This is a genomic window from Lysinibacillus sp. FSL L8-0126 (assembly GCF_038630385.1).
Lineage (GTDB): Bacteria > Bacillota > Bacilli > Bacillales_A > Planococcaceae > Lysinibacillus > Lysinibacillus fusiformis_D.
The window spans coordinates 646373-668461 of sequence record NZ_CP152028.1 but is presented as its reverse complement, the minus strand read 5'-3'; the positions used below and the strand labels follow the sequence as shown (position 1 = coordinate 668461).

The window sequence follows — 22089 nt, the reverse complement described above, 5'->3', positions numbered from 1 at the left end:
ATTGCGAATTCGAGTAGATCATGTGGCGAAAACTGGTGGTGGAAAAATGCGTTATATTTTAGTAGCAGATGTTGGCGGAACAAAATTAGCAACGGCTTTATTCAATCAACAGCAACAGTTGTTAATCAAAAAAGAGGTACCAAGTGATGTTACAAATAGAGAAACTTTATTCCATTGTTTAATTAATAGTTTTGAAAAGCTATGTATAGAGCAAGAAGTCTCTATTAATGAGATCTCTAAGGTATGTATTGGTGTACCTGGTATTGTGGATGTTCAAAAAGGTCTAGCAGTTTATCAAAATAATATACCGTGGAGTAACTTTCCGATTTCTGAGCGTTTAATTGAATTTTTTCCATATGCACAAATATTGATGGATAACGATGTTAACATGGCAACCTGGGGAGAATACAATGCTAGAGGGTTCCGTAAAGAAGTGATGGTATATGTAACATTAAGCACCGGATTATCTTGTTGTACAGTTGTAAATGGCGAATTTATAAGAGGAACAGGATTAGCTGGTGAAATAGGTTTTAATATCGTTGGTAATGATGGAGAAACATTAGAAGAAAGTGTGTCAGGACCTGCTATAGAAAAGTTAGGAAGAGCGTTACTGGGGAATTCGGAAATTCGATTAAAAGATATGATGGAGCTCTATTACAAGGGAGACCTCATCATGAATAAGCTTTTGCAGCAATTAATCTACTGCATGGAAAAACAATTGCATCAAATGATTTTGATGCTTGACCCACATTGCATAGTGTTAGGTGGCGGCTTTTTTAATCACCATCCGAAAATCATAGAGCAGATTAAAGAGGTGATTCAGCAACGTTTGTTAAACACACCTTTTGAAGGGAAAGAGCAAATTATAGGCAGTAGTATTCGTAAAGGTGAGGCGGGACTGTACGGTGCAGCAATGAAATAAAAAGAGCAATCGTTTTTATACTTAATATTATATATTTCTACTTCAAAATAGCGGTACCGTTAGGGAAATAGGGATTTACATCGATAAAAAAAATCCAACTTCCTTATAGATTCTATTGAGAAATTTTTGACATGAAATGTTTCATTTCTACAAGACGGAGGTAATAGTTGACAACCTCATATAAAATAGTTGAGATAGCTTAGTGGCGAAATGACAGTGTATTTTTCCATCTAGCTATCTTTTTTGGTTATTTTGCTTTGTTTTATATAAAGTAATAGCAAAATAACATCCACCAAGTAAAATACGATTGTTGGATGCAGAAACACTGATGATCTTCTAAAATCGAATCAGATCAGTGAAGTTGGTTGAATCTAAAGTCAATCAATTATCGAGTATGGACTATGAGTGGGAGGTAAAAAAAGCGGGAAACAGACTCTTTGCCTGAATCCCTTTCTATGAGGATTAATATTTGCAGTACTTTTTGCTTCTAACGAATGCGTTTCTCTGTTTCTAAGTCAAAGAAATGTGCCCGAGACATATCAAATTGTAGGTGTGCAACTTGGCCTTGTGTAATTTTTGTATCAGAGTTAACACGTGCAATATAAGGCTGTCCATTTAACTGGGCATGTAACATCAGCTCAGCACCTGTTAATTCTGATACTTCAATATTTGCCTCGATGGACGAGAAGAAAGGCTCAGAAATGACAGAAGAATTTTCATAAATATGCTCAGGACGAATGCCAAGAATCAGCTCTTTTTGTAAGTAGCCTTGTTCTAATAATAATTTTGATTTTTCTGCTGGAATAGTTAATGAAATAGGACCGATCTGAATTCCTTCTTCATGGAAAACCCCTTTAAAAAAGTTCATGGATGGAGAGCCTATAAAACCGCCAACAAATTTATTTTCAGGTAAGCCATATACTTCTTCAGGTGTACCAATTTGTTGAACAATACCGTCCTTCATGACAACAAGACGCGTTGCCATTGTCATTGCTTCAGTTTGGTCATGTGTTACATAAATTGTCGTTGTTTTTAAGCGCTGATGAAGCTTGGTAATTTCTGCACGCATTTGTACGCGTAGTTTTGCGTCTAAATTGGACAAAGGCTCGTCCATTAAGAAAATATGTGCATCTCGGACGATTGCTCGACCAAGGGCAACCCGTTGTCTCTGACCACCCGATAAAGCTTTAGGCTTGCGATCCAAATACTTTTCTAAATCAAGAATGGCGGCTGCATTGTGGACACGTTCTTTAATTTGTTGTTTTGAAAATTTTCGAAGCTTTAAGCCAAATGCCATGTTGTCGTATACCGTCATATGAGGGTATAGTGCATAGTTTTGAAAAACCATCGCAATATCACGTTCCTTTGAAGGTACATCGTTCATTCTCTTGTTATCAATAAAAAAATCGCCTTCCGAGATTTCCTCTAAGCCAGCTATCATACGTAAGGTTGTTGATTTCCCACAACCTGATGGACCAACAAGTACAATAAACTCTCTATCCTGAACAGTTAGATTAAAATCAGATACAGCCGTTACACCGCCATCGTATATTTTATAAATATTATTAAGTATGATTTTCTCCATATTTAATCCCCTTTGTTCTTTTTTACAGTTTAAATAAAGTGAGGAAGAAAACCAATGTCTAAAATGCATAATGTTCAGTTAACTATTTTTGTGCATTTTGTAAAAATGACCAAAGATAACTAGCAAAGTAAACAAGTATTGCACCATCTAAATTTTTTATGTTAATATTTGTAATTTCCTGGAATTTTGATAAACGATAGGTTAATGTATTACGATGCATGTGCAATTTCTTAGATGTCAACGAAATATTTAAACCACATTCATAAAAAGTTTTAACAGTTTCAAGTAATTCTCTATCAGACTTTAAAGGTATAATAATTTGCTCTTCTAAAAATTTTAGAATAGAAGTAGGCAATTGTTGTGTTAGTAAAATAGGGAATATCGTTTGAAATGAATAATAAGGTTCAGCAAATCTTAAATGTAAACATTCCTTGAACCATTGTGCTTCTCTTTGGAATTTATATGGAAATTTCTTATCTATTTCATAAAATTCTCCAAGATATAATTGGATTCTGACATAAAAATCTGCTTCAATTGTACGAATAAGTGCAATAAAATCTTCTTTCTCATTCATAGAAAGACTCTTAGGTTCAATGAGTAAAAATTGATTTGTAGTAACTTGAATTAATATCGTATCTTCCTGAAAAAAATTATAAAGAGCTTCTTTTAAAGCCTCTAAAGGAGGGTTTTCATTTATAAAAGTAATTTGAATAACTCGAGCTTTATTAAAGGATAAATTGGATGGTATATCACCATTTGAATAGATAAATTCATACCAAGTATCCGATGCCTGAAATAGTGAAGAGGTAGCTTCAGTATAAAAAACAGTAAGCCATTGGTAGTCTCGCTGTGAAACCTCATGCTTTGAGATGGAAAACCATTCTTTTGTTTGGTGATGGTAGAAAATATAAGAGTCATATGATAGCTGAGTTGGCTTTGTTCGATAATAACGATATGAAGGAAACAATGCTTTGAGATTTAAGTTCATTAAATATTCCTCTTCTTTCGATATATAGTAAAAAATATAAAAAGCGCTAAATGAAAGTCATACAATTTTGTAAAAGACATAGGTTGGAAAAAAACAACGTTTATATAAGCATTTCAAAAGGGTTATAAAACTCCAAATATGTACAATCAAAAAATATGTGATATAAATTTTTCTCCTATTACTAGTAATAATAAATGCTAGGAAAAAAGTTAATAAGTAAAGCTTTGATTCATGGAGCATCACCTCAAAGGATTTATTTTTCATTTATCTATGTAGATAGAGTGCTTTATGTGAAATTAGTGGCTTTACTTCATTTAATTGTAAAAGAAAAAAGACTGTAGGCAAACTCTCAAATTTTTTGAGTTTGTCTACAGTCTGAATCCAATGACTAATGATGAGTAATTGGATCTTTTGTAGTTGTTATGCTTTTACATCTTTTGTCCAATCCGCGACTTTGTCTTGGTTGTTTTCAATCCATTTTTTTGCTGCTTCTGTGGCACTCATACCTTCCATAATATCGAACATCACACTTTCTATATCTTCGGAAGTCCAATGGAAATGATCAAGGACACGATAGGCATCGGGATCATCTTCTTTCAAGCCATTACGAGCAAATGTGCCAATATATTCTTCTGTCCCATATAAACCTTTTGGGTCATCTAAATATTTTAAATCGTATGCATTAAATATCCAGTGCGGTGACCACCCTGTAATGATAATTTCTTCATTATTAGTAATGGCTTGACTAAGGGCGGCTGTCATTGCACCTGCAGAAGAAGTAAGTACATTCCAGCCTTCTAGATTGTTATATTTCTTATAGGCATTTTCTGTCGTAGCCATCATATTAGCCCCAGGTTCAATGCCTGTAATTGTTTTATTGGCTTCAGTGGTTAAGTCTTCGATTGAATCGACATCCATATAGCTTGGAACAACTAAGCCAATTTTAGCCCCAGTTAGATTTTCACCTAAATTCTCTATTTTATCTTTGTATTTCTCTACTTGCGGAGCATGTGTTTGCGGTAACCAAGCAGATACCATACCGTCTACCTCTCCGTTTGCAAGTGCCTCCCACATAATGCCATTGTCGAGTGGCGTTAATGTTACCTCATATCCTAAATCCTCTAAAACTTGTCCTACTACGTGAGTAGAAGCTACTTCAGTATCCCATTCAACATAGGCTAGGTTGATTGTCTTTCGATCTTCTTTTTTAGATCCTGCATCTGCTGAACTACATGCAGTTAAAACGAGTAGACATAGTAAAGAAAAACCTATTTTCCATAATTTTAGATGTCTCATAAATTTCCCCTCTCTAGCAATTCTTATATTCTTGCGAAAATTAAAAAATCAATAAGTAACAACTTAATTTTAATGACAAGTTGTTACTTTTGTCAAATGGATGTTGTACAAATCATGAGGGGAATCATGGGATTAGCCGTGCAGTCTATATTGGGCTGCCCAAAAATCTTTCTATTGATCACATATGATAGGTGAAAATGGAAACGGTGATTTGAGGAGGCTTAGTATGCATTGGATTACCATTATTTTAATAGGAATTGCAGCGAATTTAGATAATTTGGGAATCGGCCTAGCTTATGGCGTCAAACAAGTTAAAATTCCGATTTTATCCAATGCTGTGATTGCTGTCATGTCAATGATTGTCACATACATCGCAGTAACAGCAGGCAGCACAGTTGTTGCGTATATTTCACCGCATACTGCCAATTTATTAGGCAGCTTGCTGTTGTGTATTATTGGGCTCTGGACTTTAATGTCCAATAATTTTTCTAAACAACAGATAGCTGGCAACCCTGAGTTATTTGATGAAGATAAAAACTTAGTGATTTCAACGCGAGAGGCAATGGCACTCGGCTTCGTTTTATCAGCGAACTGTTTAGCAGGGGGCATTGCTATTGGGGCAAACGGCATTTCGGCCCTTTGGACGGTCATATCGATTGGTGTGTTTTCGTTTATTACAGTGGGAGTGGGGAGTCAATGTGGCTCTTTACTATCAAAAACGTATATTGGTAAGCATTCAACTGCGATCTCAGGATGGCTGCTAATTATGATTGGCATTTTCGAGATTTTTGCTAAATAACATATGAAAACAATGGGTAACCTCCACACCATATGTAGATGGAGTATTTAATGTAGAAGTTGATTGGAACGAAGAGCAGCGACTCCAGCGGGAAAAGCGGGATGGACTGAACGGATGTTTTTTCTATGAAAGCGAAGCGACAGTAACGAAGCAAGGGAAGAAGCTCGACCCCGCCCGCGGAAAGCGTCCGCTCGTAGTGGAAATCAACGGCATTACTTTATTTCATCGAGTTTGTCTACAACTTGAGAATATAACCATATTTTGGTTATATTCTTTTTATTAGGAGGAAAATTTGACATATTGAGGACGAATTTGGTTTAACGGTTGACATACACTGGTATCAACGATTATTCTTGGGAGTAGAATCGTAATTGAGAATAATTTTCGTTTAGGTGAAAGTGCTTTCATGAGGATATTTTTTCAATTATGATGTTTTACTATGACCAAGGGAGGCGTGCAATACATGAAGAAAATGCTCATGTTGATCATGCTTGTTAGTATTATTGTCGTTAACTTAGGGTTGACACAAGCATCTGCTCAACTGGCTGATGGCACACATTCGATAAAATATCAGGTCAATAAACCTGACAGTAACTCTGCATCCATTGCCAACGATTATTTTGTAAAACCAGCAAATGTAACAGTGAAAAATGGTACTGCTACAGTACAAATTACTTTAAAAAGCAGTGCGTGGATTACGAAATTTCAACCACCTGGTGGAGCAACTGTTGTGAGTGAAGATAAAGCAGCAGATACTCGCACTGTACAATTCACAGTTAATGATTTATCAAAACCAGTAGTAACAGCTATGAAAATTGATATTGATGATATTAATTATCACCATGAATACAGTGTATCGCTTGTATTTGATGCCGTATCGACTGCTAGCCCAGCTGCTACAACGCAACAAGCAACACAAAATGAATCAAAGTCACCCCAAGCATCTACTACAGAAAGTCAAGTGCCGAACCCACAGACAGGTGACGCAACACCTTATCTATTAATTGTTGCTTTAGTGGGATCAGCATTTTTACTTTATAAAAAAAAATACCAAACAAAAACGGAGGGTCAATAAATGACTAAAAAACGTCAATCTCGCGCAACTAAAATAGTACTAGCTTCATTGCTAGCGGCATCTCTTTCAGTCCCATCTTTTGCATCGGCAGCAGAGGTAGTAACTACAAATACTGAAGTGAAGGCAGAAGCAACAAAAGCTGACAAAACGGCAGCAGTTATCAATTTCCAAATCTTCAAACCTGGTACAACAGAAGCACAACCTGCTATTAGCTCTCATCTAGTACCACAGGGTTCAATCGTTGAAAAAGATGGAAAATTTGAAGCGAATTTAACGATTACAGCTAAATCAGCACCAATGATTGCAGGTCTACAAACAAAGCAAGGTGATAAATTTGTAGATGCTACAGAAGTGAAAAATAGTGATGGCACAATTACATACAGTTTCCCTGTTGTTGTTGATGAAGTAAAATCAGCAAAAATCCATGTGGTTGTTCCTTCTGCAAATATGGACAAATGGTATGATTTTGATTTAAAAGCAGTGAAAGAAGTAAAAGAAGAAGTAAAAGTGGATGAAGTAGCTGTTACTGTTTACAAAAATGGTACAACAGAAGAATCTATGATGAAACAATATATTGCACCGAAAGTAGGCGTTTCTGCTAAAGACGGTAAAAATATTGTGACAATGACATTCCCTCAAGGCCAATATGTACATGGTTTTACTGTAGAGGGGAAAGAAGCAACACTAGTGAAACAAGATGATGCTACAAATGCACGCACATACTCATTTGAAGTAGCAGATTTAAAGAAACTTGTGAATGCTCAATTACACATCGTTGTTAATGAACCAGCACAAGGTGTGAAGTATGACTCGAATCATACAGTACAATTTAGTTTTGCTGTCGAAGGTGCAGTAAAGCCAGTTATAAATCCATTTAAAGATATTAGTAAAGATGCGAATAAAGAAGCCATCCTATCACTTTACAGCTTAGGAATTGTTAAAGGACAAGACAACTTTAATCCAAACAATAACATTACACGTTCTCAATTTGCCTTAATGGTGGCACGTGCATTGAACGTCTCTTCTACAAAAGATGCAGGATTTAAAGATACAGGTAAGCTTAGTGCAGAAGCTGTTCAAGCTATAAATGCATTAGCGGAAGCTGGGATTGTAAAAAAAGCAACAAACTTTAATCCAAATGACACATTAACTCGTCAACAAGCAGCTGTGATGATTTACCGCACAGTAACACATGTAGCAGGTAAAGAAATGAACTTTGGCGACCCAAGTCTTTCTTACTATGCTGATGGGGCAAAAGTGAAAGATGAAGAAGCGAAAAAGGCCTTTGCACTTCTATATGCAGGTAAAGTGATGACTGGTTCACCTACTGCAGATGGTAAAACAGTTATTGATGCAAATAGCCCATTAAAACGTTCACATATGGCAAAAATTTTAAATGGTTCATTGCAATACATCAACAAATAATGATCTTCACAGCAACTTCCTTTCTCATATTGATGGGGAAGGAAGTTCCTGTGCTTTTAAAGAAATGGGAGGCTATGATGCAATGATTCTAAAAAAAAATAACCTTTGCATAGTGGCTGTTTGTACAATTTTATTAATCTTTTTTTCTCCATTTATTTTTCTAGAAGCAGAAGCAGAGGAATCTGTTATTGCAGATGGTAGTTATCAAGTTGAACTAAGTTTTTCTCCGATCGAAGGCTTTGAAGGAAGTATTTTCAAACAAGTAGCAACGCTCGCAGTTAAGGATGGGCAATATCAATTAACGATGAAACTTGAAGAACTCAATCCTATACGAGATATTCATATCGAGCAGCAAGGCAATGAGCTTTCTTTTACACTAGATAAAATAGAAAATTTAGTTCAGTTTGATGTTTTAGCCTTACAACAACCAATTGTCCTAAAGGGCAATATAGAGCTTGCAACAGAAGAACAATATGCTTCGTTTTCCCAAGAGCTTCGCCTCAAAGTGCAGACACTGTCACCAAATATTCCACAAGGTGAAGGTAATGAAGAAGTGGCTGAGGGAATAAATTCAGAAGGAACAATGGGCCAGGAATGGTCATTGAATTATGAGTTAATGGTAGATGGTAAACAAGAGCCCTCTATTATGAATAGCTATGTGAATCCAGTGGCAAAGGTGATCGAAAAAGATGGTAGATACTACGCACAAATGACGATTTTACAATCAGCTTGGATCACAGGATTAACGGTAGATTATAAAGGACAGCAAGTTGAACCTAAACTACTTTCACTTTTAGATAATGTACGAATCGTGGAATTTGAGGTTGAAGATTTAACACAACCATTACGATTGTGGGTGAAGATCGATATTCCTGATATTTCTTATCATCATCAATATTTTGTTCAATTAGTATTTGATCCAGCACAGGTTGCAAAGATTTTAGATAAACCTTCAGAAGAAGTATCCTCCGAACCCAAAGACAGTGATAAAACAGCAGAAATAGTAGGAAAAGAGCAAGTGCAAAAGCAAGTGCAAACGCCGTTGGAACAAAACAATGTGAAGAAGGAAGCGAACTCGGCTACATCGACAGTACCCACTACCCAATCGATGCTTGTTGTACCACAGGAAGAAAAACTAGCATTTGATCGGACACTGGATGAATCAGTGGACGAAGCAGAGGAAGAGGCAGCAGAGGAAAACAAAAAAGAAGAGGTTGCCACTGATAAGGTAGTGAACCATTCTACGGCAAAGCAGCAGATCGAGCCGCTAAACATTGTAAAAATTATGTTGCTAATCGCTATTTGCCTTGTATCAGGTTGGTTACTCATTCGCCGTATTAAAAAAGCCAAAAAAGATCGTACTGAGCAGAAATAAGTAGGAGATGACATAATGAAAAAGGATTGGAAAATTGGGATACTGTTAATGACATTACTATCACTGCTTCTTGCTGCTTGTAGTGGCAGTGACAAACCAGCAACAAAGGATAAAACAGTTGCAGTAAGTGAACAAGTAGCTGAAGAGAGTGAGCAACGAATCATTGCTGGAACAGTTGTAGTGGCAGATATTCTAGATAAGTTGGAGCTTGACGCAATCGCAGTACCGGAAACGGAAAAGCAATTAGCCAAACGTTTTGAGGATTTGCCGACCATTGGTAATGCAATGGAGCCTGATATGGAAATTGTGAAATCATTGAATCCGACAGAAGTATTATCGGTATCGACTTTAGAGTACGATTTACAGGATAAGTTTAAACAGTTGAATATTCCTGTAGACTTTTTAAATTTACAAAGTGTTGATGCGATGTTAACGGAAATCACAACACTTGGTGAACGCTATGATCGTGTAGCACAAGCTGAGGAATTAGTGCAGGATTTACAGAAAAATATGGAAGCTGTTCAAGGTGTTGCTGCGAATAAAGAGGGGCCTCGTGTCTTAATTTTACTTGGTATTCCAGGAAGCTATTTAGTCGCAACTGAAAACTCTTATGCAGGGGATCTTGTTAAACGAGCAGGAGGAATCAATGTCATGGAAGGGCAAGATGCTGAGTATTTATCTTCAAATACGGAGCATTTACATAGCAGTAATCCTGATATTATTTTACGCTTATCACATGGTATGCCTGATGAGGTTGTGAAAATGTTTGATGAGGAATTTAAAACAAATGATATTTGGAAACATTTCGATGCAGTGAAAAACGGTAAAGTGTATGATTTAGAGGAAGAATTATTCGGGACGACAGCCTCCTTACAGGTACCTCAAGCTTTAGGACAACTGATGGAAATCTTCTATCGTAAATAGTAACTAGAATTGTCGCTCGTATGATGTATTACTACTCGTCATAGAGCGTTTTTCTTATCCTGAGAGAATATAAATATAAAAAAGGAAATCCAATATGACAAAAAGAATCGTCAGTTTTTTTATTGTAACTGTTTTATTACTAGTGACAATCGTTTATTCAGCTACAACAGGTAGTATAAAAATGGGCTTTTTCGAGTTTATAGGGGCATTATTTGAGGAAGGGAATAGCCAAATGGAGGCTATACGAGATTTAAGGTTTCCACGTATCATTGTGGCATTATTTGCAGGTGCAGCACTTTCAGTCTCTGGGGTGCTTTTACAATCCGTGATGCGTAATCCTTTGGCTGATGCTGGTGTCATTGGGATATCTTCTGGTGCAGCATTTGTACAGCTCTCTATCATTGCCTTTTTCCCCGCATTATTTTTTATGACACCTGTCTTAGCATTTATGGGTGGTGCATTGGCTTGTTCACTCGTATTTGCACTTTCGTGGAAATCCGGCTTGAGTCCACTTAAATTGATCTTAGTGGGGATTGCCATTAACGCCATGTTTACAGGATTAACAGAGGCACTTATTAGCTTAGGTGGTTCCTTGAATACGTCAGCTTCCAGTGTAATCGGTTCTAATTTAACGATGCGTACATGGAAAGATGTCTCTACGATTGTGACCTATGGGACAATCGGATTAATTGGCGCATTTGCATTATATAGTTGGTGTAATTTGCTTGTATTACAAGATAAAACAGTCAAAAGTTTAGGGTTTCAAGTAGCACGGGCACGCTTACTGATTGCCGCTGTCGCTGTTCTATTAGCGGCTGTTTCAGTTGTTGTGGCTGGAGTTATTTCGTTTGTGGGGCTATTAGTACCTCATATTGCACGCAGATTGGTTGGGCATGACCATCTTGTGCTTATTCCTTTTACAGCACTTGCTGGTGCCTTATTAATTTTAGTAGCAGACACGATTGGCCGGACAATTATTGCACCTATTGAAATTCCAGCCTCTACCATTATGGCAATCATAGGTGGTCCATTCTTAATATTCTTATTACGAAAAGAGTGACGAAACATGGATATACAAGACATCATTGTATCGCATGATAATACACGTAACCATTTAAATGGTGTTTCAACAACGATTGTCCAAGGGAAAATTACGACAATCATTGGCCCAAATGGCTGTGGGAAATCTACATTATTAAGTGTTATCTCTCGCCTTCATTCACCTAAATCAGGGAATGTCTCGTTAGAAAATAAAGATTTACTGCACTATAAGCCGAAAGAATTTGCTAAAAAACTGGCCATTGTGTATCAACAAAATGACATACCGAGAGATTTAACGATTGAAAAACTAGTTGGGTTTGGTCGTTTGCCACACCAAACAATGCTAAAAAAGAATCACGATGAGGACTCAAAAGCCATTGAATGGGCACTTGCCTGTACAAATTTACAGCATAAAGCTACAACAAGTTTAGAGGCGTTATCAGGTGGAGAGCGGCAGCGAGTGTGGATTGCTATGGCATTAGCACAACAGTCAGAAATATTATGTTTAGATGAGCCTACAACCTATTTGGATATATACTATCAAATAGAATTGCTAGAGCTGGTGAAAACATTAAACGAGCAGCATGGTTTAACGATTATCATGGTACTACATGATATTAATCAAGCCATTCGCTATAGCGACCATATTATTTTGATGAAGGAAGGTCAAATTTTTGCAGAGGGTGCGCCACGTGATGTGATTACGAAAGATATGATTAAAGAAGTGTATGGAGTGGATGCAATCTTTAATGAAGATAAACAGCTTGGCTACTATATGATGCCAATGGGAATATAAGAAGGTAATCCGATGAAGAAGAAAGTATCCAAGTTGCTAACACTGCTATATTTAGGCATATTTTTATTTTCTGTTTTTTCACTTGCAAAGTATCTATATACGTACTACGAAACGTCAAAATCATTAAAAGAAGTACAGGATATTTATCAGGCCACATTAGCAGCTAATGAAGAACAGCCAGCAGAACAAATCGAGGAGACAGAAACAACAAATGATGTATCAGCATTCACTATACGACCACAGTTCCTTGATTTATTGGCGATTAATCCTCAAATTATTGGGTGGATTTCAGTAGACGGAACAAAGCTGAATAATCCAATTTTACAAGCTGACAATAATGACTATTATTTAAATCATAACTTTAAAAATAAGGAGAGTCGTGCAGGCAGTGTTTTTATGGATTATCGAAATCAAATACTAGACATGAACAAAAATACGATTTTATATGGTCATGCCATGAAGAACGAGACGATGTTCGGTAGTTTAAAAAATTACTTAAAGCAAGACTATGCAGATGAGCATCCCATCCTATATCTTGATACCTTATATGAGGGCTATGATATTGAGGTTTTTGCTGCATATGAGACGACGATTGATTTCTATTATATTGAGACCGACTTTGCCAACAATGAAGCTTACCAAAACTTTATAGAGGAGATACAACAGCGATCTTCTATTCAGATGAATGTCGATCTAAGTCCAGACGATAAAATTCTGACGTTATCTACTTGTAAGGATGCGGTTTTAAGTGACGACCATCGCTTTGTCGTGCAAGGCAAGTTAGTCAAGCGTTGAGGGGAAGAAATGTAAAGGGTGAACCTTTAAGCTTGTTGGCAAGAATAGCTCCAACCTTGATTTTTCACAGCGAGTTGGAGCTTGCCTTCATCTCATTGTCACCTCTTCATATTTAAACCTTCATAAAAGCTTATATCAGTAGACAGAATGATCTCTACTGTCTGAAAGGATGTACCGATAATTTGGATATCCTTTTTTATTTTTAAAATTACTTGACGTAACTTTATTATTAATATATAGTAAGTTACATAAAGTAATTGATTGCTTTTCGTAATCATAATGTTTAACCAATCGAGTAACTACAAATGTTTATCCAATTCTGTTTTGGGTAACATAAATACTGTAGTTGCTTCATATTTTAAAATATATCTCGAAATCGAGATATAATCAACTTATTTGGAGGAATTTATAATGGCAAAATGGAACATTGATTTAGGACACTCAGCAGTAAACTTTCAAGTAAAACACATGATGGTATCAAAAGTTAAAGGCGTATTTGATAGCTATTCAGCTGATATTGAAGCGACAGACCTTGCAGACTTAACAACTGCTAACATTAACTTTACAATTGATCCAGCGAGTATTAATACACGTAGTGAGGATCGTGATAATCATTTAAAAGCAGAAGATTTCTTTGATGCTGAAAAATATCCAACAATTACATTTAAATCGACAAACATTGCTAAAAAAGCAGGAGATGAATATGCAGTAACTGGTGATTTAACAATTAAAGGCGTGACAAAGTCCGTAACGTTTGATACAGAATTCAATGGAAAAGGTACAAATCCATGGGGACAAGAAGTATATGGTTTTGAAGCTGAAACAACAATCAATCGTGAAGACTTTGGCCTAACTTGGAACGCAGCGTTAGAAACGGGTGGGGTTCTTGTTGGAAAAGATATTAAAGTAACTGTTGAATTAGAAATAAACCCAGCTTAAAAATAGATGATAGAGCATGCTTGAAGTAATTTTCAAGCATGCTTTTTATATAGAAAAATATAGACGTTTTTTAGTTAATCATTCTAGTAATACTATTCTGTTAGAAATTACCATCAAATAAGTTTCTTGCATATTTTTAGTAATTACTGCATATAAATCATCATATTGTTTTTGGGGGCGATAGGATGAATGTATTAGTGACAGGTGGCTATGGTTTTATTGGCAGTGCCGTAGGTAGGCGTTTTTTCGAAGAAGGTGCAACAATTTATATTATTGATAATTTAAGTACGGGTCATTTACGAAATGTTGACTTTGAGCATAAATCCTATCTTTTAAATGTAGAGGATGAGGTTTGTGAGCATCTTTTTAAAGAAATACATTTTGATGTAGTCATCCATTGTGCGGCACAAACGAGCGTACAACAATCCATCCAAGAGCCAGTAAAGGATATTTTGACAAATATCGTTGGGCTAAGCCAAATGCTTTTTTTAGCTTCTAAGTATAATGTACAGCATTTTGTTTTTGCTTCGTCAGCATCGGTGTATGGAGATAGTCATTATCCGCCATTAGAAGAAACAGATGTCTGTGAACCGATATCTATGTATGGACTCAATAAGAGCATTGGGGAAACCTACTGTGAGAAATGGCATAAAGATTATCGTTTACCTATTCTCATCTACAGATTTGCTAATGTTTTTGGTCCAAGGCAACAAATGCAGGGCGAAGCAGCAGTGATCCCAAGTATGCTAAAAAGCAGTATGGCAGGCAAACCTTTTACGATTTATGGTGACGGTGAACAAACACGAGATTTCATTTATGTCGATGATATTGCAGATGCTATTTACGCTGGTGTATCTGCCCGTTTGCAAGGCACGTATAATGTATCCACAAATGAAGCTTGGTCTATTCACCAAGTCATCTTACTGCTGCAACATTTAAATCACCCACTTGAAATTCAATATGCCCCTGCACGTGAAGGAGATATCGAACATTCATTTTTAAATAACGACAAATTAGCCAAGGCCATTGGCTGGAGGCCAAAAACTTCTTTTGCAGAAGGAATCGAACGTACATTGCATGCATTACAAAATGAAAAACTAGCAGAAATTCAACAAAATAGTGGCTAAAGGGCATTTAAATTATGTAGGCATATTACATCGTGTAATATGTCTTTTTCTATGTCTATAGTATAATAATTCATTAAAGAAATGGTTGTGGACGGAGGCTTATTGATGCTTGTAGATTTTAGAGTGAAAAATTGTTTAAGTTATAAAGATGATACGTTATTTTCAATGGTAGCGGGCAGCCGTCTGCGAAAATGGAAGGATACTCATACCATTCAATTTGATTCACTTCGACTTGTGAAAAGTGCATTTATTTTTGGACCAAATGGTAGTGGGAAATCCAATCTTTTTACGGCTATTAAAGTATTACGTACTTTGCTTTTTAATTTTGAAAATTTAAATAATGTTAAGCAGTTACGTTTACCCTATCAACCGTTTAAGTTAGGAAGACAGCAGGGCACACCAACAGAGTTTATGATATCGCTTTTTTTAGATGGTGCTCTTTATGATTATGAAATACAGTACAATGCTTCTCAAGTTCTCTATGAGCGTCTTGTGAAGACGAACAAGTCGCAAAAAGAAGAGCTGTTTGTCAGACAATGGGATGGTACACAATATTCATATGAAACAGCTCAAACGGGTGCACAGGAGCTGACAAAATATACACGTAACAATACGGCCTTTTTGTCTGTCTTGCATGTTTTTAATGATTCAGATGCTTTAAAGATATTCGATTGGTTTTTACATAAAATTCTATTTCTTGATGAAGCAAATCGGTTATCAAGTCATCCTCTAATTCGTAAACTTGAAGAGAAGCCCTTTAAAAAAGAAGTGATCAAACTCCTTAAAATTGCAGACCTATCCATTCAAGATGTCACGGCCAGACGTGTGGAACGTCGAGAGAAAAATACAATTGGTTATGAGTATGAATCGTCTGAGGTGATTCAAGAGGTAGATATTGACCTACATTACTTATCATTTGATGAAGCAGGTGCACCGATAGGAACGGAAACGATTAATTGGACAATGGATTCGAAAGGCACAGTACGAATGCTACATTTAGCATGCGTGATGGTGGATGCTTATAATAAGGGAAAAACGATTTTTATAGACGAATTCGATACGGCATTCCATGTGTCGATTTGTGAGTTTTTAATGGCCATTATGAACAGCAAACGCAATCGAAATAATCAATTTATCGTGACAAGTCATGAAATAGAATTGCTAGATCAGCCATTGCGTTCAGATCAAATTTGGTTTGTTAATAAAAGCTTTAAAAATGAATCAGAGCTTTACTCTTTATTTGATTTTGCAGATTTACAAAAGAAGCGTGGAGATCTTTCTTATGCGAAACGCTATATAAAAGGTGAGTTTGGTGCAATGCCTGTTATCAATGAGTATTTATCTGAACAATATTTAGAAGAAGCGGAGGTATCTGAGCCTTGAGAGTACGTCAACAAGGGAGCCGAACACTGCGTAAAACGATTTTAATTTATTGTGAAGGTGAGACAGAACGTATTTATTTTGAACAAATGCGTATATTAAAGCGCTCTAAAATGGTTAGTGTCAAAATAAAAAACGTTAAACGTTCAGCTATTAAGCTTGCTCAACATGCTTATCGAGATTCCAGCTATCAATATTTTGATGAGGTTTGGATTGTTTTTGATAAGGATGACTTAACCGAAAAGCAATTAGAGGAAGTCAATCAATTTTGCGAGGAAAAAAATATTCGCATTGCCTATACCAATGAAGCATTTGAATTGTGGCTACTCCTGCATTTTGAGGAAGTCGACAGTTCAGAAAAGTATCCTCGTGCTGTCTTGAATGACAAGATGGAACAGCATCTTGGCGTAAGTCGTTATTTCCGTCACAAGGCAGATGAATCCATTATTGCCCCCATCGCATTACGACATGAGGTAGCGATTAAAAATTGTACAGACATGATGGCTCTTCGAAAGACGGAGAGCCGCGACAACCCTTACTGTAACATACATGAAATGATACGATACATATTTTAAGCGTGAGTAGGTTTTCTATTTCCAAATAGAGACCTGCTTTTTTATTTTTACACAATGCATTGTCGAAATGAAAGCATGTTTATTTTTCCAAAACATATAGTGTATATGGAGCGAAAGTAGTAAATAGATGAAAGGGGATTGTGTGGATAACTCAAAGTCGAATCAACGCAAAAATCTAGAGGAGAATGCCAAGGATCAGCAACTAGAGCCATTCCGTGTCGAGAATGAAGGCACGAGAATGACAACCAATCAGGGGCTAAGGGTGTCCAATGATGAGGATTCGCTTAAGGCAGGCGTTCGTGGGCCAACAATTATGGAGGATTTTCATCTTAGAGAAAAAATTACCCATTTTGATCATGAACGTATTCCAGAGCGCGTCGTACATGCCAGAGGTTTTGCAGCACATGGCGAGTTTGAATTGTATGAATCCATGGCAGAGTATACGAAGGCGAAATTTTTGCAGGATCCGAAAAAGAAAACACCTGTGTTTGTCAGGTTTTCAACAGTGGTAGGGAGCTTAGGATCGATGGACACAGCTCGTGATGTACGCGGATTTGCAACGAAATTTTATACGGATGAAGGAAATTATGATTTAGTCGGTAATAATATTCCTGTCTTTTTTATTCAGGATGCCATTAAGTTTCCCGATTTAATTCATGCCGTAAAGCCTGAGCCACACAATGATATGCCACAAGCAGCCTCTGCACACGATACTTTTTGGGATTTTGTAGCCAATAATCAGGAAATTGCGCATATGGTGATGTGGGTGATGTCTGACCGTGCCATTCCGCGAAGCTTTCGTATGATGGAAGGTTTCGGCGTGCATACATTCCGCTTCGTCAATGACAAGGGAAGATCGAGATTTGTCAAATTCCATTGGAAGCCTGTACTCGGCGTACATTCTCTCGTTTGGGATGAAGCCCAGATAATTGCTGGGAAGGACCCCGATTTTCAGCGACGGGATTTATGGGAAGCCATCGAAATTGGCGATTATCCAGAGTTTGAGTTAGCTGTCCAAATTCTTGAACCTGAAGATGAATTTAAATTTGATTTTGATATTTTAGATGCGACAAAGCTTTGGCCAGAGGAAATAGTGCCAGTGAAGAAGATTGGCAAAATGACCTTAAATCGTAATGTGGATAATGTTTTTGCTGAAACAGAGCAAGTTGCCTTCCACCCAGGTAGCGTTGTACCAGGCATAGACTTTACGAATGATCCTCTGTTACAGGGACGATTATTTTCATACTTAGACACACAGCTAATCCGTCTAGGTGGACCAAACTTTGCAGAAATCCCCATTAATCGACCGATTTGCCCAGTGCATAACAATCAGCGGAATGGCTTTAGTCGACAGACCATTAATTTAGGAAGAGTGAGTTATCATAAAAATTCGCTGGCTAATAATACACCCGCCACTTCTACTGCAAGGGAAGGGGGATATGTTCATTATGAGGAAAAGGTTGAGGGACGCATCACAAGAGCGCGCAGTAAATCCTTTGATGATCATTTTTCACAAGCACGACTCTTTTGGAACAGTATGTCCCCGCCTGAAAAACAACATATTATAGAGGCATTTAGCTTCGAGGTAGGAAAAGTGAAGAGTAAATCAGTTCGTCAGCAAGTTGTGGATATGTTTGTCCATGTAGATAAAGCAATGGCTACAACAGTGGCAGACAATGTTGGCGTTAATCGCCCTACAGGAGAACAGTCCAAGGTCACAGCCTCCTCACCAGCACTTAGTCAAGCCAATACCATTAAATTGCCTTACACACTTAAGGTCGGAGTCTTAATTGGCGATGGCTTTGATGCAAATGAGGTCGGTGAAGTATTGAAATATTTAACAAGGCAAGGTGTACGCTACAGCATTATCTCCGATCGACTAGGTGTTGTGACAGGGAATAATGGGGTTCAATTAACGGCTACTGACACATTTATCACAACTGATGCTGTATTATTCGACTCGTTATATGTTGTTGGGGTAAAGGCAAGCAATCAGGCGAAATTCAATACTTATATCGTCAATTATATCAATGAAGCATATCGTCACTTTAAGCCGATCGGATTTGCTGCTACTGGCACAACTTTCTTCAATATGTCCAATGCAAACGTAGGCCCTGGCATTGTGTTAGCAACAGGTAACAAGGATTTCGCTAAAAAGTTCGTAGCAGCCATTGCCCAGCAACGATTTTGGCAACGAAATATCTATTAAATAGATTGGTGAGTAGCGAATACTTTCAGAACGAAGAGAAATACTCGCGGAACGAAGAGAAATACTCGCGGAACGAAGAGAAATACTCGCGGAACGGAGAGAAATACTCGCGGAACGAAGAGAAATACTCGCGGAACGAAGAGAAATACTCGCGGAACGAAGAGAAATACTCGCGGAACGAAGAGAAATACTCGCGGAACAAAGAGAAATACTCGCGGAACGGAGTGAAATACTCGCGGAACGGAGTGAAAACTCACGGAACGAAGAGAAATACTCGCGGAACGAAGTGAAAACTCACGGAACGAGAAGTGAAATACTCGCAAAAGGTAAGTAAATATTGTGCATGTCAAAAGGCCTTTCATTGAATGAGAGGCTTTTCCTCTGTCTGTCATTGCATTCAAATTTTGCGAATGATATGGTGATACATGAGGTGAAAATTATGGAAAAATTTGATATTGCTATCATTGGAGCGGGACCAGGTGGTTATGTGGCTGCCATACATGCAGCGAAACATGGCAAAAAGGTTGCTCTCATCGAACGGGATAAGCTAGGGGGAGCCTGTTATAATGTTGGCTGCATTCCTTCAAAAATTTTATTAGAGCATAGTAAGCTTGTACAGGAAATTAAACGAGGGACGAGCTGGGGAATTGCAGTGCCTCAAGTGGAAATTCATTTTCCTCGATTGATGCAGCGAAAAGATACAATTATTCAAGAGCTGTTAAACAATATTGAGCACTATATTGTCAGCAATCATATTACTTTATATCGTGGTGAGGCCTCTGTCGCAAAGGATTTAACGATTACAATTGGGAATGAGACGATAATGGCTACAGATATTATTTTAGCGACAGGCAGTAAACCATTTGTCCCCCCATTTGAGGGTTTAGCAACTTCGACCTATTTTACAACGGATACATTTTTTGATATAGACGAGTTACCAGCTCAATTAACCATTATTGGGGGTGGGGTAATTGCAGTTGAAATGGCCTTTAGTTTAGCGCCACTTGGTACAAAGGTAACGTTACTGAATCATAGTGAGGACATATTACAAACGGAAGAGGCTGAAGCAAGGCCGCTGATTCGAGAAAAAATGAAAAAACTTAATATCGAGCTTGTGACAGATTTCAAGTTTGAAAAGTTTGAAGGCAATAGCATCCATACATCTAAAGGTGCTTATACATATGAAAATCTCTTATTTGCAACTGGTCGTCGTCCCAATACAGAAATAGCTCAGCAATTAGGCTTAACTTTAGATGGTCGATTAATTGCAGTGGATGAACATTTACAGACAAGTCAGCCACATGTTTATGCAATAGGTGACTTAGTAGATGGTTATCAGCTAGCGCATTCTGCCAGTGCTGAAGGCATTTACGTTGTCGATTATATTGTGGGCAAACAGCCAACATCAATTGACCAAACTTCAATTCCTCGTTGCGTTTATACACATCCGGAAATTGCTACATTTGGTTTATTAGAGGAGCAGGTCACAATACCTTACACCGTAACCAAAATGCCACTACAGACAAATCCTAAGGCATTAATGGAGGGGAATACAGAAGGCTTTGTGAAGTTAATTGCAGCAGAGGAAAGTGGTCAAATTTTAGGTGCATGTGTTGTAGCCGATGGTGCCACAGAAATGCTTAATGCTATATTGGCAACAAAAAATGCAGGTGGTACAGCCCAATCACTTGCGCAGATGATCTTCCCACATCCAACGGTGTCGGAGCATATTGGAGATGCCGCAAAGGCTGTTTTTGGGAAAGCAATTCACCAATCATAAAAAAGCTATTGACATTCAGAGAATTTATGTTAGATTAATTTTATAAGAATACTTGGTATTAGAGTTGACTAGGCAACTAGAGGCTTCTATTTTACAAAACGGTAATCCGCCTGATTGTAAAATAGAAGCCTTTTTTAATGACAATGATTAAAAGGAGTGGGAAAAATGACAAAAGCAGTTATTTTGAATGGGAGCAATTCGAAAAATTCTAGAGTTACAGCCATTCATGAAAAGGTGGAAAATCATTTTATTGCGCGAGGAATAGAGGTACATTCCAATTATGTACATGAACTACCAGCTACCGATTTACTCACTGCCAATTTTGCCAGTAAGGAAATCCAAGCAGAAAATGCGCATGTTGAGGAAGCTGATTTTATTGTCATACTAACCCCTATTTATAAAGCTTCCTATACAGGTATTTTGAAGACCTATTTGGATTTACTGCCTCAAAAAGCCTTGCTTGGGAAGATCGTACTTCCTATTGCTGTAGGAGGTTCAATCGGTCATTTATTGGCATTAGAATATGCATTAAAGCCAGTTTTAGCTGTGCTTGGAGCAACATCAATTACCCATTCTGTTTATATTGTGGATAAACAAATTATTCGCCTTGAGGAAGGTGGCTTTGCGATTGAAGAAGAGGCTAGCAGCAGATTGGAAGCGGTGTTAGAACAATTGCAGAAAGTGTTAATCGTTAATTAACGTGGTAAAAGCGCATTATAGGGGCATCCTATAATGCGCTTTCTTTAATTGATTTCAACATTTTCTTCATTCTCCATAGGTATTGTAGAGAGATATAAAAAAGCTTCATCTTGCAATAGCAATAATTTTTCTTCACAAATTCCGTGTGATAATGGTCCAGAAAATATGGACTCCCACCATGTCCCAGTTGTTGTTGTCATTCATCTACGCCCCCATTTCAGTTTTAATATGTAGTTGTATATTTCCCGAGATAAAAAAACTAAAACATTTCATTTTCACATAAAGCCATTTCACCCCCGATGCAGAAAGAGGATTTTTGCCCTCCGATGTTGTATCGTATAGACAATGATAGTTTGTTT

At 37.3% G+C, this 22089-nt stretch carries 21 protein-coding genes; 17 read left to right on the top strand and 4 right to left on the bottom strand.

Annotated features, from left to right (window positions below):
• The first annotated feature begins 46 nt into the window (after positions 1-46).
• Entirely contained in the window at positions 47-922 is an 876-nt protein-coding gene (locus MHI34_RS03250) for an ROK family protein (protein ID WP_342504094.1), read from the top strand.
• A 487-nt stretch (positions 923-1409) separates the two neighbouring features.
• Here the strand turns inward: MHI34_RS03250 and ugpC are convergent, their stop codons facing one another.
• From ugpC to MHI34_RS03235, 3 genes are all read right to left on the bottom strand, one after another.
• On the bottom strand, positions 1410-2507 hold the full coding sequence (gene ugpC, locus MHI34_RS03245; protein ID WP_036126498.1) for a sn-glycerol-3-phosphate ABC transporter ATP-binding protein UgpC: 1098 nt from the start codon (positions 2505-2507) through the stop codon (positions 1410-1412).
• Between the two features lie 82 nt (positions 2508-2589).
• Positions 2590-3495, bottom strand: coding sequence for a helix-turn-helix domain-containing protein (locus tag MHI34_RS03240; protein ID WP_036126495.1), 906 nt, complete (start codon positions 3493-3495; stop codon positions 2590-2592).
• 420 nt (positions 3496-3915) lie between these two features.
• The gene (locus tag MHI34_RS03235) at positions 3916-4791 is read right to left on the bottom strand and encodes a glycine betaine ABC transporter substrate-binding protein (protein WP_058844167.1); all 876 of its coding nucleotides are present in this window, start codon (positions 4789-4791) and stop codon (positions 3916-3918) included.
• Positions 4792-5017: 226 nt separating this feature from the next.
• Between MHI34_RS03235 and MHI34_RS03230 the strand changes: the two genes are divergently transcribed.
• The 16 genes from MHI34_RS03230 (at position 5018) to ssuE (ending at position 21730) form a co-directional block, all read left to right on the top strand.
• Positions 5018-5590, top strand: coding sequence for a manganese efflux pump (locus MHI34_RS03230; RefSeq protein ID WP_036126492.1), 573 nt, complete (start codon positions 5018-5020; stop codon positions 5588-5590).
• Positions 5591-6053: 463 nt separating this feature from the next.
• On the top strand, positions 6054-6665 hold the full coding sequence (isdC, locus tag MHI34_RS03225; RefSeq protein WP_231745045.1) for a heme uptake protein IsdC: 612 nt from the start codon (positions 6054-6056) through the stop codon (positions 6663-6665).
• The gene (locus MHI34_RS03220; RefSeq protein ID WP_271912440.1) at positions 6666-8090 is read left to right on the top strand and encodes an NEAT domain-containing protein; all 1425 of its coding nucleotides are present in this window, start codon (positions 6666-6668) and stop codon (positions 8088-8090) included. It abuts the gene before it with no gap.
• A gap of 82 nt (positions 8091-8172) precedes the next feature.
• Complete coding sequence (locus MHI34_RS03215; protein ID WP_342504093.1) at positions 8173-9465, top strand: NEAT domain-containing protein; 1293 nt, start codon at positions 8173-8175, stop codon at positions 9463-9465.
• Positions 9466-9480: 15 nt separating this feature from the next.
• Entirely contained in the window at positions 9481-10389 is a 909-nt protein-coding gene (isdE, locus tag MHI34_RS03210; protein ID WP_058844163.1) for a heme ABC transporter substrate-binding protein IsdE, read from the top strand.
• Between the two features lie 94 nt (positions 10390-10483).
• Positions 10484-11449 carry an iron ABC transporter permease gene (locus MHI34_RS03205; protein WP_101966418.1) on the top strand — a complete coding sequence of 322 codons (966 nt, stop codon included), beginning with the start codon at positions 10484-10486 and terminating at the stop codon, positions 11447-11449.
• Positions 11450-11455: 6 nt separating this feature from the next.
• The gene (locus tag MHI34_RS03200; protein WP_342504092.1) at positions 11456-12226 is read left to right on the top strand and encodes an ABC transporter ATP-binding protein; all 771 of its coding nucleotides are present in this window, start codon (positions 11456-11458) and stop codon (positions 12224-12226) included.
• Positions 12227-12238: 12 nt separating this feature from the next.
• A complete protein-coding gene (gene srtB, locus MHI34_RS03195) occupies positions 12239-13021 on the top strand; it encodes a class B sortase (RefSeq protein WP_036126477.1) in 783 nt (260 codons plus the stop codon).
• 411 nt (positions 13022-13432) lie between these two features.
• Positions 13433-13960, top strand: a complete 528-nt coding sequence (locus tag MHI34_RS03190; RefSeq protein WP_036126475.1) for a YceI family protein — start codon at positions 13433-13435, stop codon at positions 13958-13960.
• Between the two features lie 185 nt (positions 13961-14145).
• On the top strand, positions 14146-15087 hold the full coding sequence (locus MHI34_RS03185) for an NAD-dependent epimerase/dehydratase family protein (protein ID WP_036126473.1): 942 nt from the start codon (positions 14146-14148) through the stop codon (positions 15085-15087).
• 105 nt (positions 15088-15192) lie between these two features.
• A complete protein-coding gene (locus tag MHI34_RS03180; protein ID WP_342504091.1) occupies positions 15193-16470 on the top strand; it encodes an ATP-binding protein in 1278 nt (425 codons plus the stop codon).
• Positions 16467-17042, top strand: coding sequence for an RloB family protein (locus MHI34_RS03175; RefSeq protein WP_036126467.1), 576 nt, complete (start codon positions 16467-16469; stop codon positions 17040-17042). Before MHI34_RS03180 ends, MHI34_RS03175 begins: the two co-directional genes overlap by 4 nt.
• A gap of 127 nt (positions 17043-17169) precedes the next feature.
• A complete protein-coding gene (locus tag MHI34_RS03170; protein WP_170829776.1) occupies positions 17170-19251 on the top strand; it encodes a catalase in 2082 nt (693 codons plus the stop codon).
• Positions 19230-19541 (top strand): hypothetical protein, encoded by a 312-nt coding sequence (locus tag MHI34_RS03165; RefSeq protein WP_342504090.1) that lies wholly within the window; start codon positions 19230-19232, stop codon positions 19539-19541. The genes MHI34_RS03170 and MHI34_RS03165 overlap by 22 nt, the downstream gene beginning before the upstream one ends.
• Before the next feature lie 149 nt (positions 19542-19690).
• On the top strand, positions 19691-21031 hold the full coding sequence (lpdA, locus tag MHI34_RS03160) for a dihydrolipoyl dehydrogenase (RefSeq protein ID WP_342504089.1): 1341 nt from the start codon (positions 19691-19693) through the stop codon (positions 21029-21031).
• A gap of 165 nt (positions 21032-21196) precedes the next feature.
• Entirely contained in the window at positions 21197-21730 is a 534-nt protein-coding gene (gene ssuE / locus MHI34_RS03155; protein ID WP_271912449.1) for an NADPH-dependent FMN reductase, read from the top strand.
• 44 nt (positions 21731-21774) lie between these two features.
• Here the strand turns inward: ssuE and MHI34_RS03150 are convergent, their stop codons facing one another.
• Positions 21775-21930 carry a hypothetical protein gene (locus MHI34_RS03150; RefSeq protein ID WP_186436192.1) on the bottom strand — a complete coding sequence of 52 codons (156 nt, stop codon included), beginning with the start codon at positions 21928-21930 and terminating at the stop codon, positions 21775-21777.
• Between the last annotated feature and the right edge of the window lie 159 nt (positions 21931-22089).

What these genes read in the sequence shown, in the direction of transcription:
- MHI34_RS03250 (WP_342504094.1), top strand. Translation starts at nt 47, where the DNA reads ATGCGTTATATTTTAGTAGCAGATGTTGGCGGAACAAAATTAGCAACG.
- ugpC (WP_036126498.1), bottom strand. Translation starts at nt 2,507, where the DNA reads ATGGAGAAAATCATACTTAATAATATTTATAAAATATACGATGGCGGT.
- MHI34_RS03240 (WP_036126495.1), bottom strand. Translation starts at nt 3,495, where the DNA reads ATGAACTTAAATCTCAAAGCATTGTTTCCTTCATATCGTTATTATCGA.
- MHI34_RS03235 (WP_058844167.1), bottom strand. Translation starts at nt 4,791, where the DNA reads ATGAGACATCTAAAATTATGGAAAATAGGTTTTTCTTTACTATGTCTA.
- MHI34_RS03230 (WP_036126492.1), top strand. Translation starts at nt 5,018, where the DNA reads ATGCATTGGATTACCATTATTTTAATAGGAATTGCAGCGAATTTAGAT.
- isdC (WP_231745045.1), top strand. Translation starts at nt 6,054, where the DNA reads ATGAAGAAAATGCTCATGTTGATCATGCTTGTTAGTATTATTGTCGTT.
- MHI34_RS03220 (WP_271912440.1), top strand. Translation starts at nt 6,666, where the DNA reads ATGACTAAAAAACGTCAATCTCGCGCAACTAAAATAGTACTAGCTTCA.
- MHI34_RS03215 (WP_342504093.1), top strand. Translation starts at nt 8,173, where the DNA reads ATGATTCTAAAAAAAAATAACCTTTGCATAGTGGCTGTTTGTACAATT.
- isdE (WP_058844163.1), top strand. Translation starts at nt 9,481, where the DNA reads ATGAAAAAGGATTGGAAAATTGGGATACTGTTAATGACATTACTATCA.
- MHI34_RS03205 (WP_101966418.1), top strand. Translation starts at nt 10,484, where the DNA reads ATGACAAAAAGAATCGTCAGTTTTTTTATTGTAACTGTTTTATTACTA.
- MHI34_RS03200 (WP_342504092.1), top strand. Translation starts at nt 11,456, where the DNA reads ATGGATATACAAGACATCATTGTATCGCATGATAATACACGTAACCAT.
- srtB (WP_036126477.1), top strand. Translation starts at nt 12,239, where the DNA reads ATGAAGAAGAAAGTATCCAAGTTGCTAACACTGCTATATTTAGGCATA.
- MHI34_RS03190 (WP_036126475.1), top strand. Translation starts at nt 13,433, where the DNA reads ATGGCAAAATGGAACATTGATTTAGGACACTCAGCAGTAAACTTTCAA.
- MHI34_RS03185 (WP_036126473.1), top strand. Translation starts at nt 14,146, where the DNA reads ATGAATGTATTAGTGACAGGTGGCTATGGTTTTATTGGCAGTGCCGTA.
- MHI34_RS03180 (WP_342504091.1), top strand. Translation starts at nt 15,193, where the DNA reads ATGCTTGTAGATTTTAGAGTGAAAAATTGTTTAAGTTATAAAGATGAT.
- MHI34_RS03170 (WP_170829776.1), top strand. Translation starts at nt 17,170, where the DNA reads ATGAAAGGGGATTGTGTGGATAACTCAAAGTCGAATCAACGCAAAAAT.
- lpdA (WP_342504089.1), top strand. Translation starts at nt 19,691, where the DNA reads ATGGAAAAATTTGATATTGCTATCATTGGAGCGGGACCAGGTGGTTAT.
- ssuE (WP_271912449.1), top strand. Translation starts at nt 21,197, where the DNA reads ATGACAAAAGCAGTTATTTTGAATGGGAGCAATTCGAAAAATTCTAGA.
- MHI34_RS03150 (WP_186436192.1), bottom strand. Translation starts at nt 21,930, where the DNA reads ATGACAACAACAACTGGGACATGGTGGGAGTCCATATTTTCTGGACCA.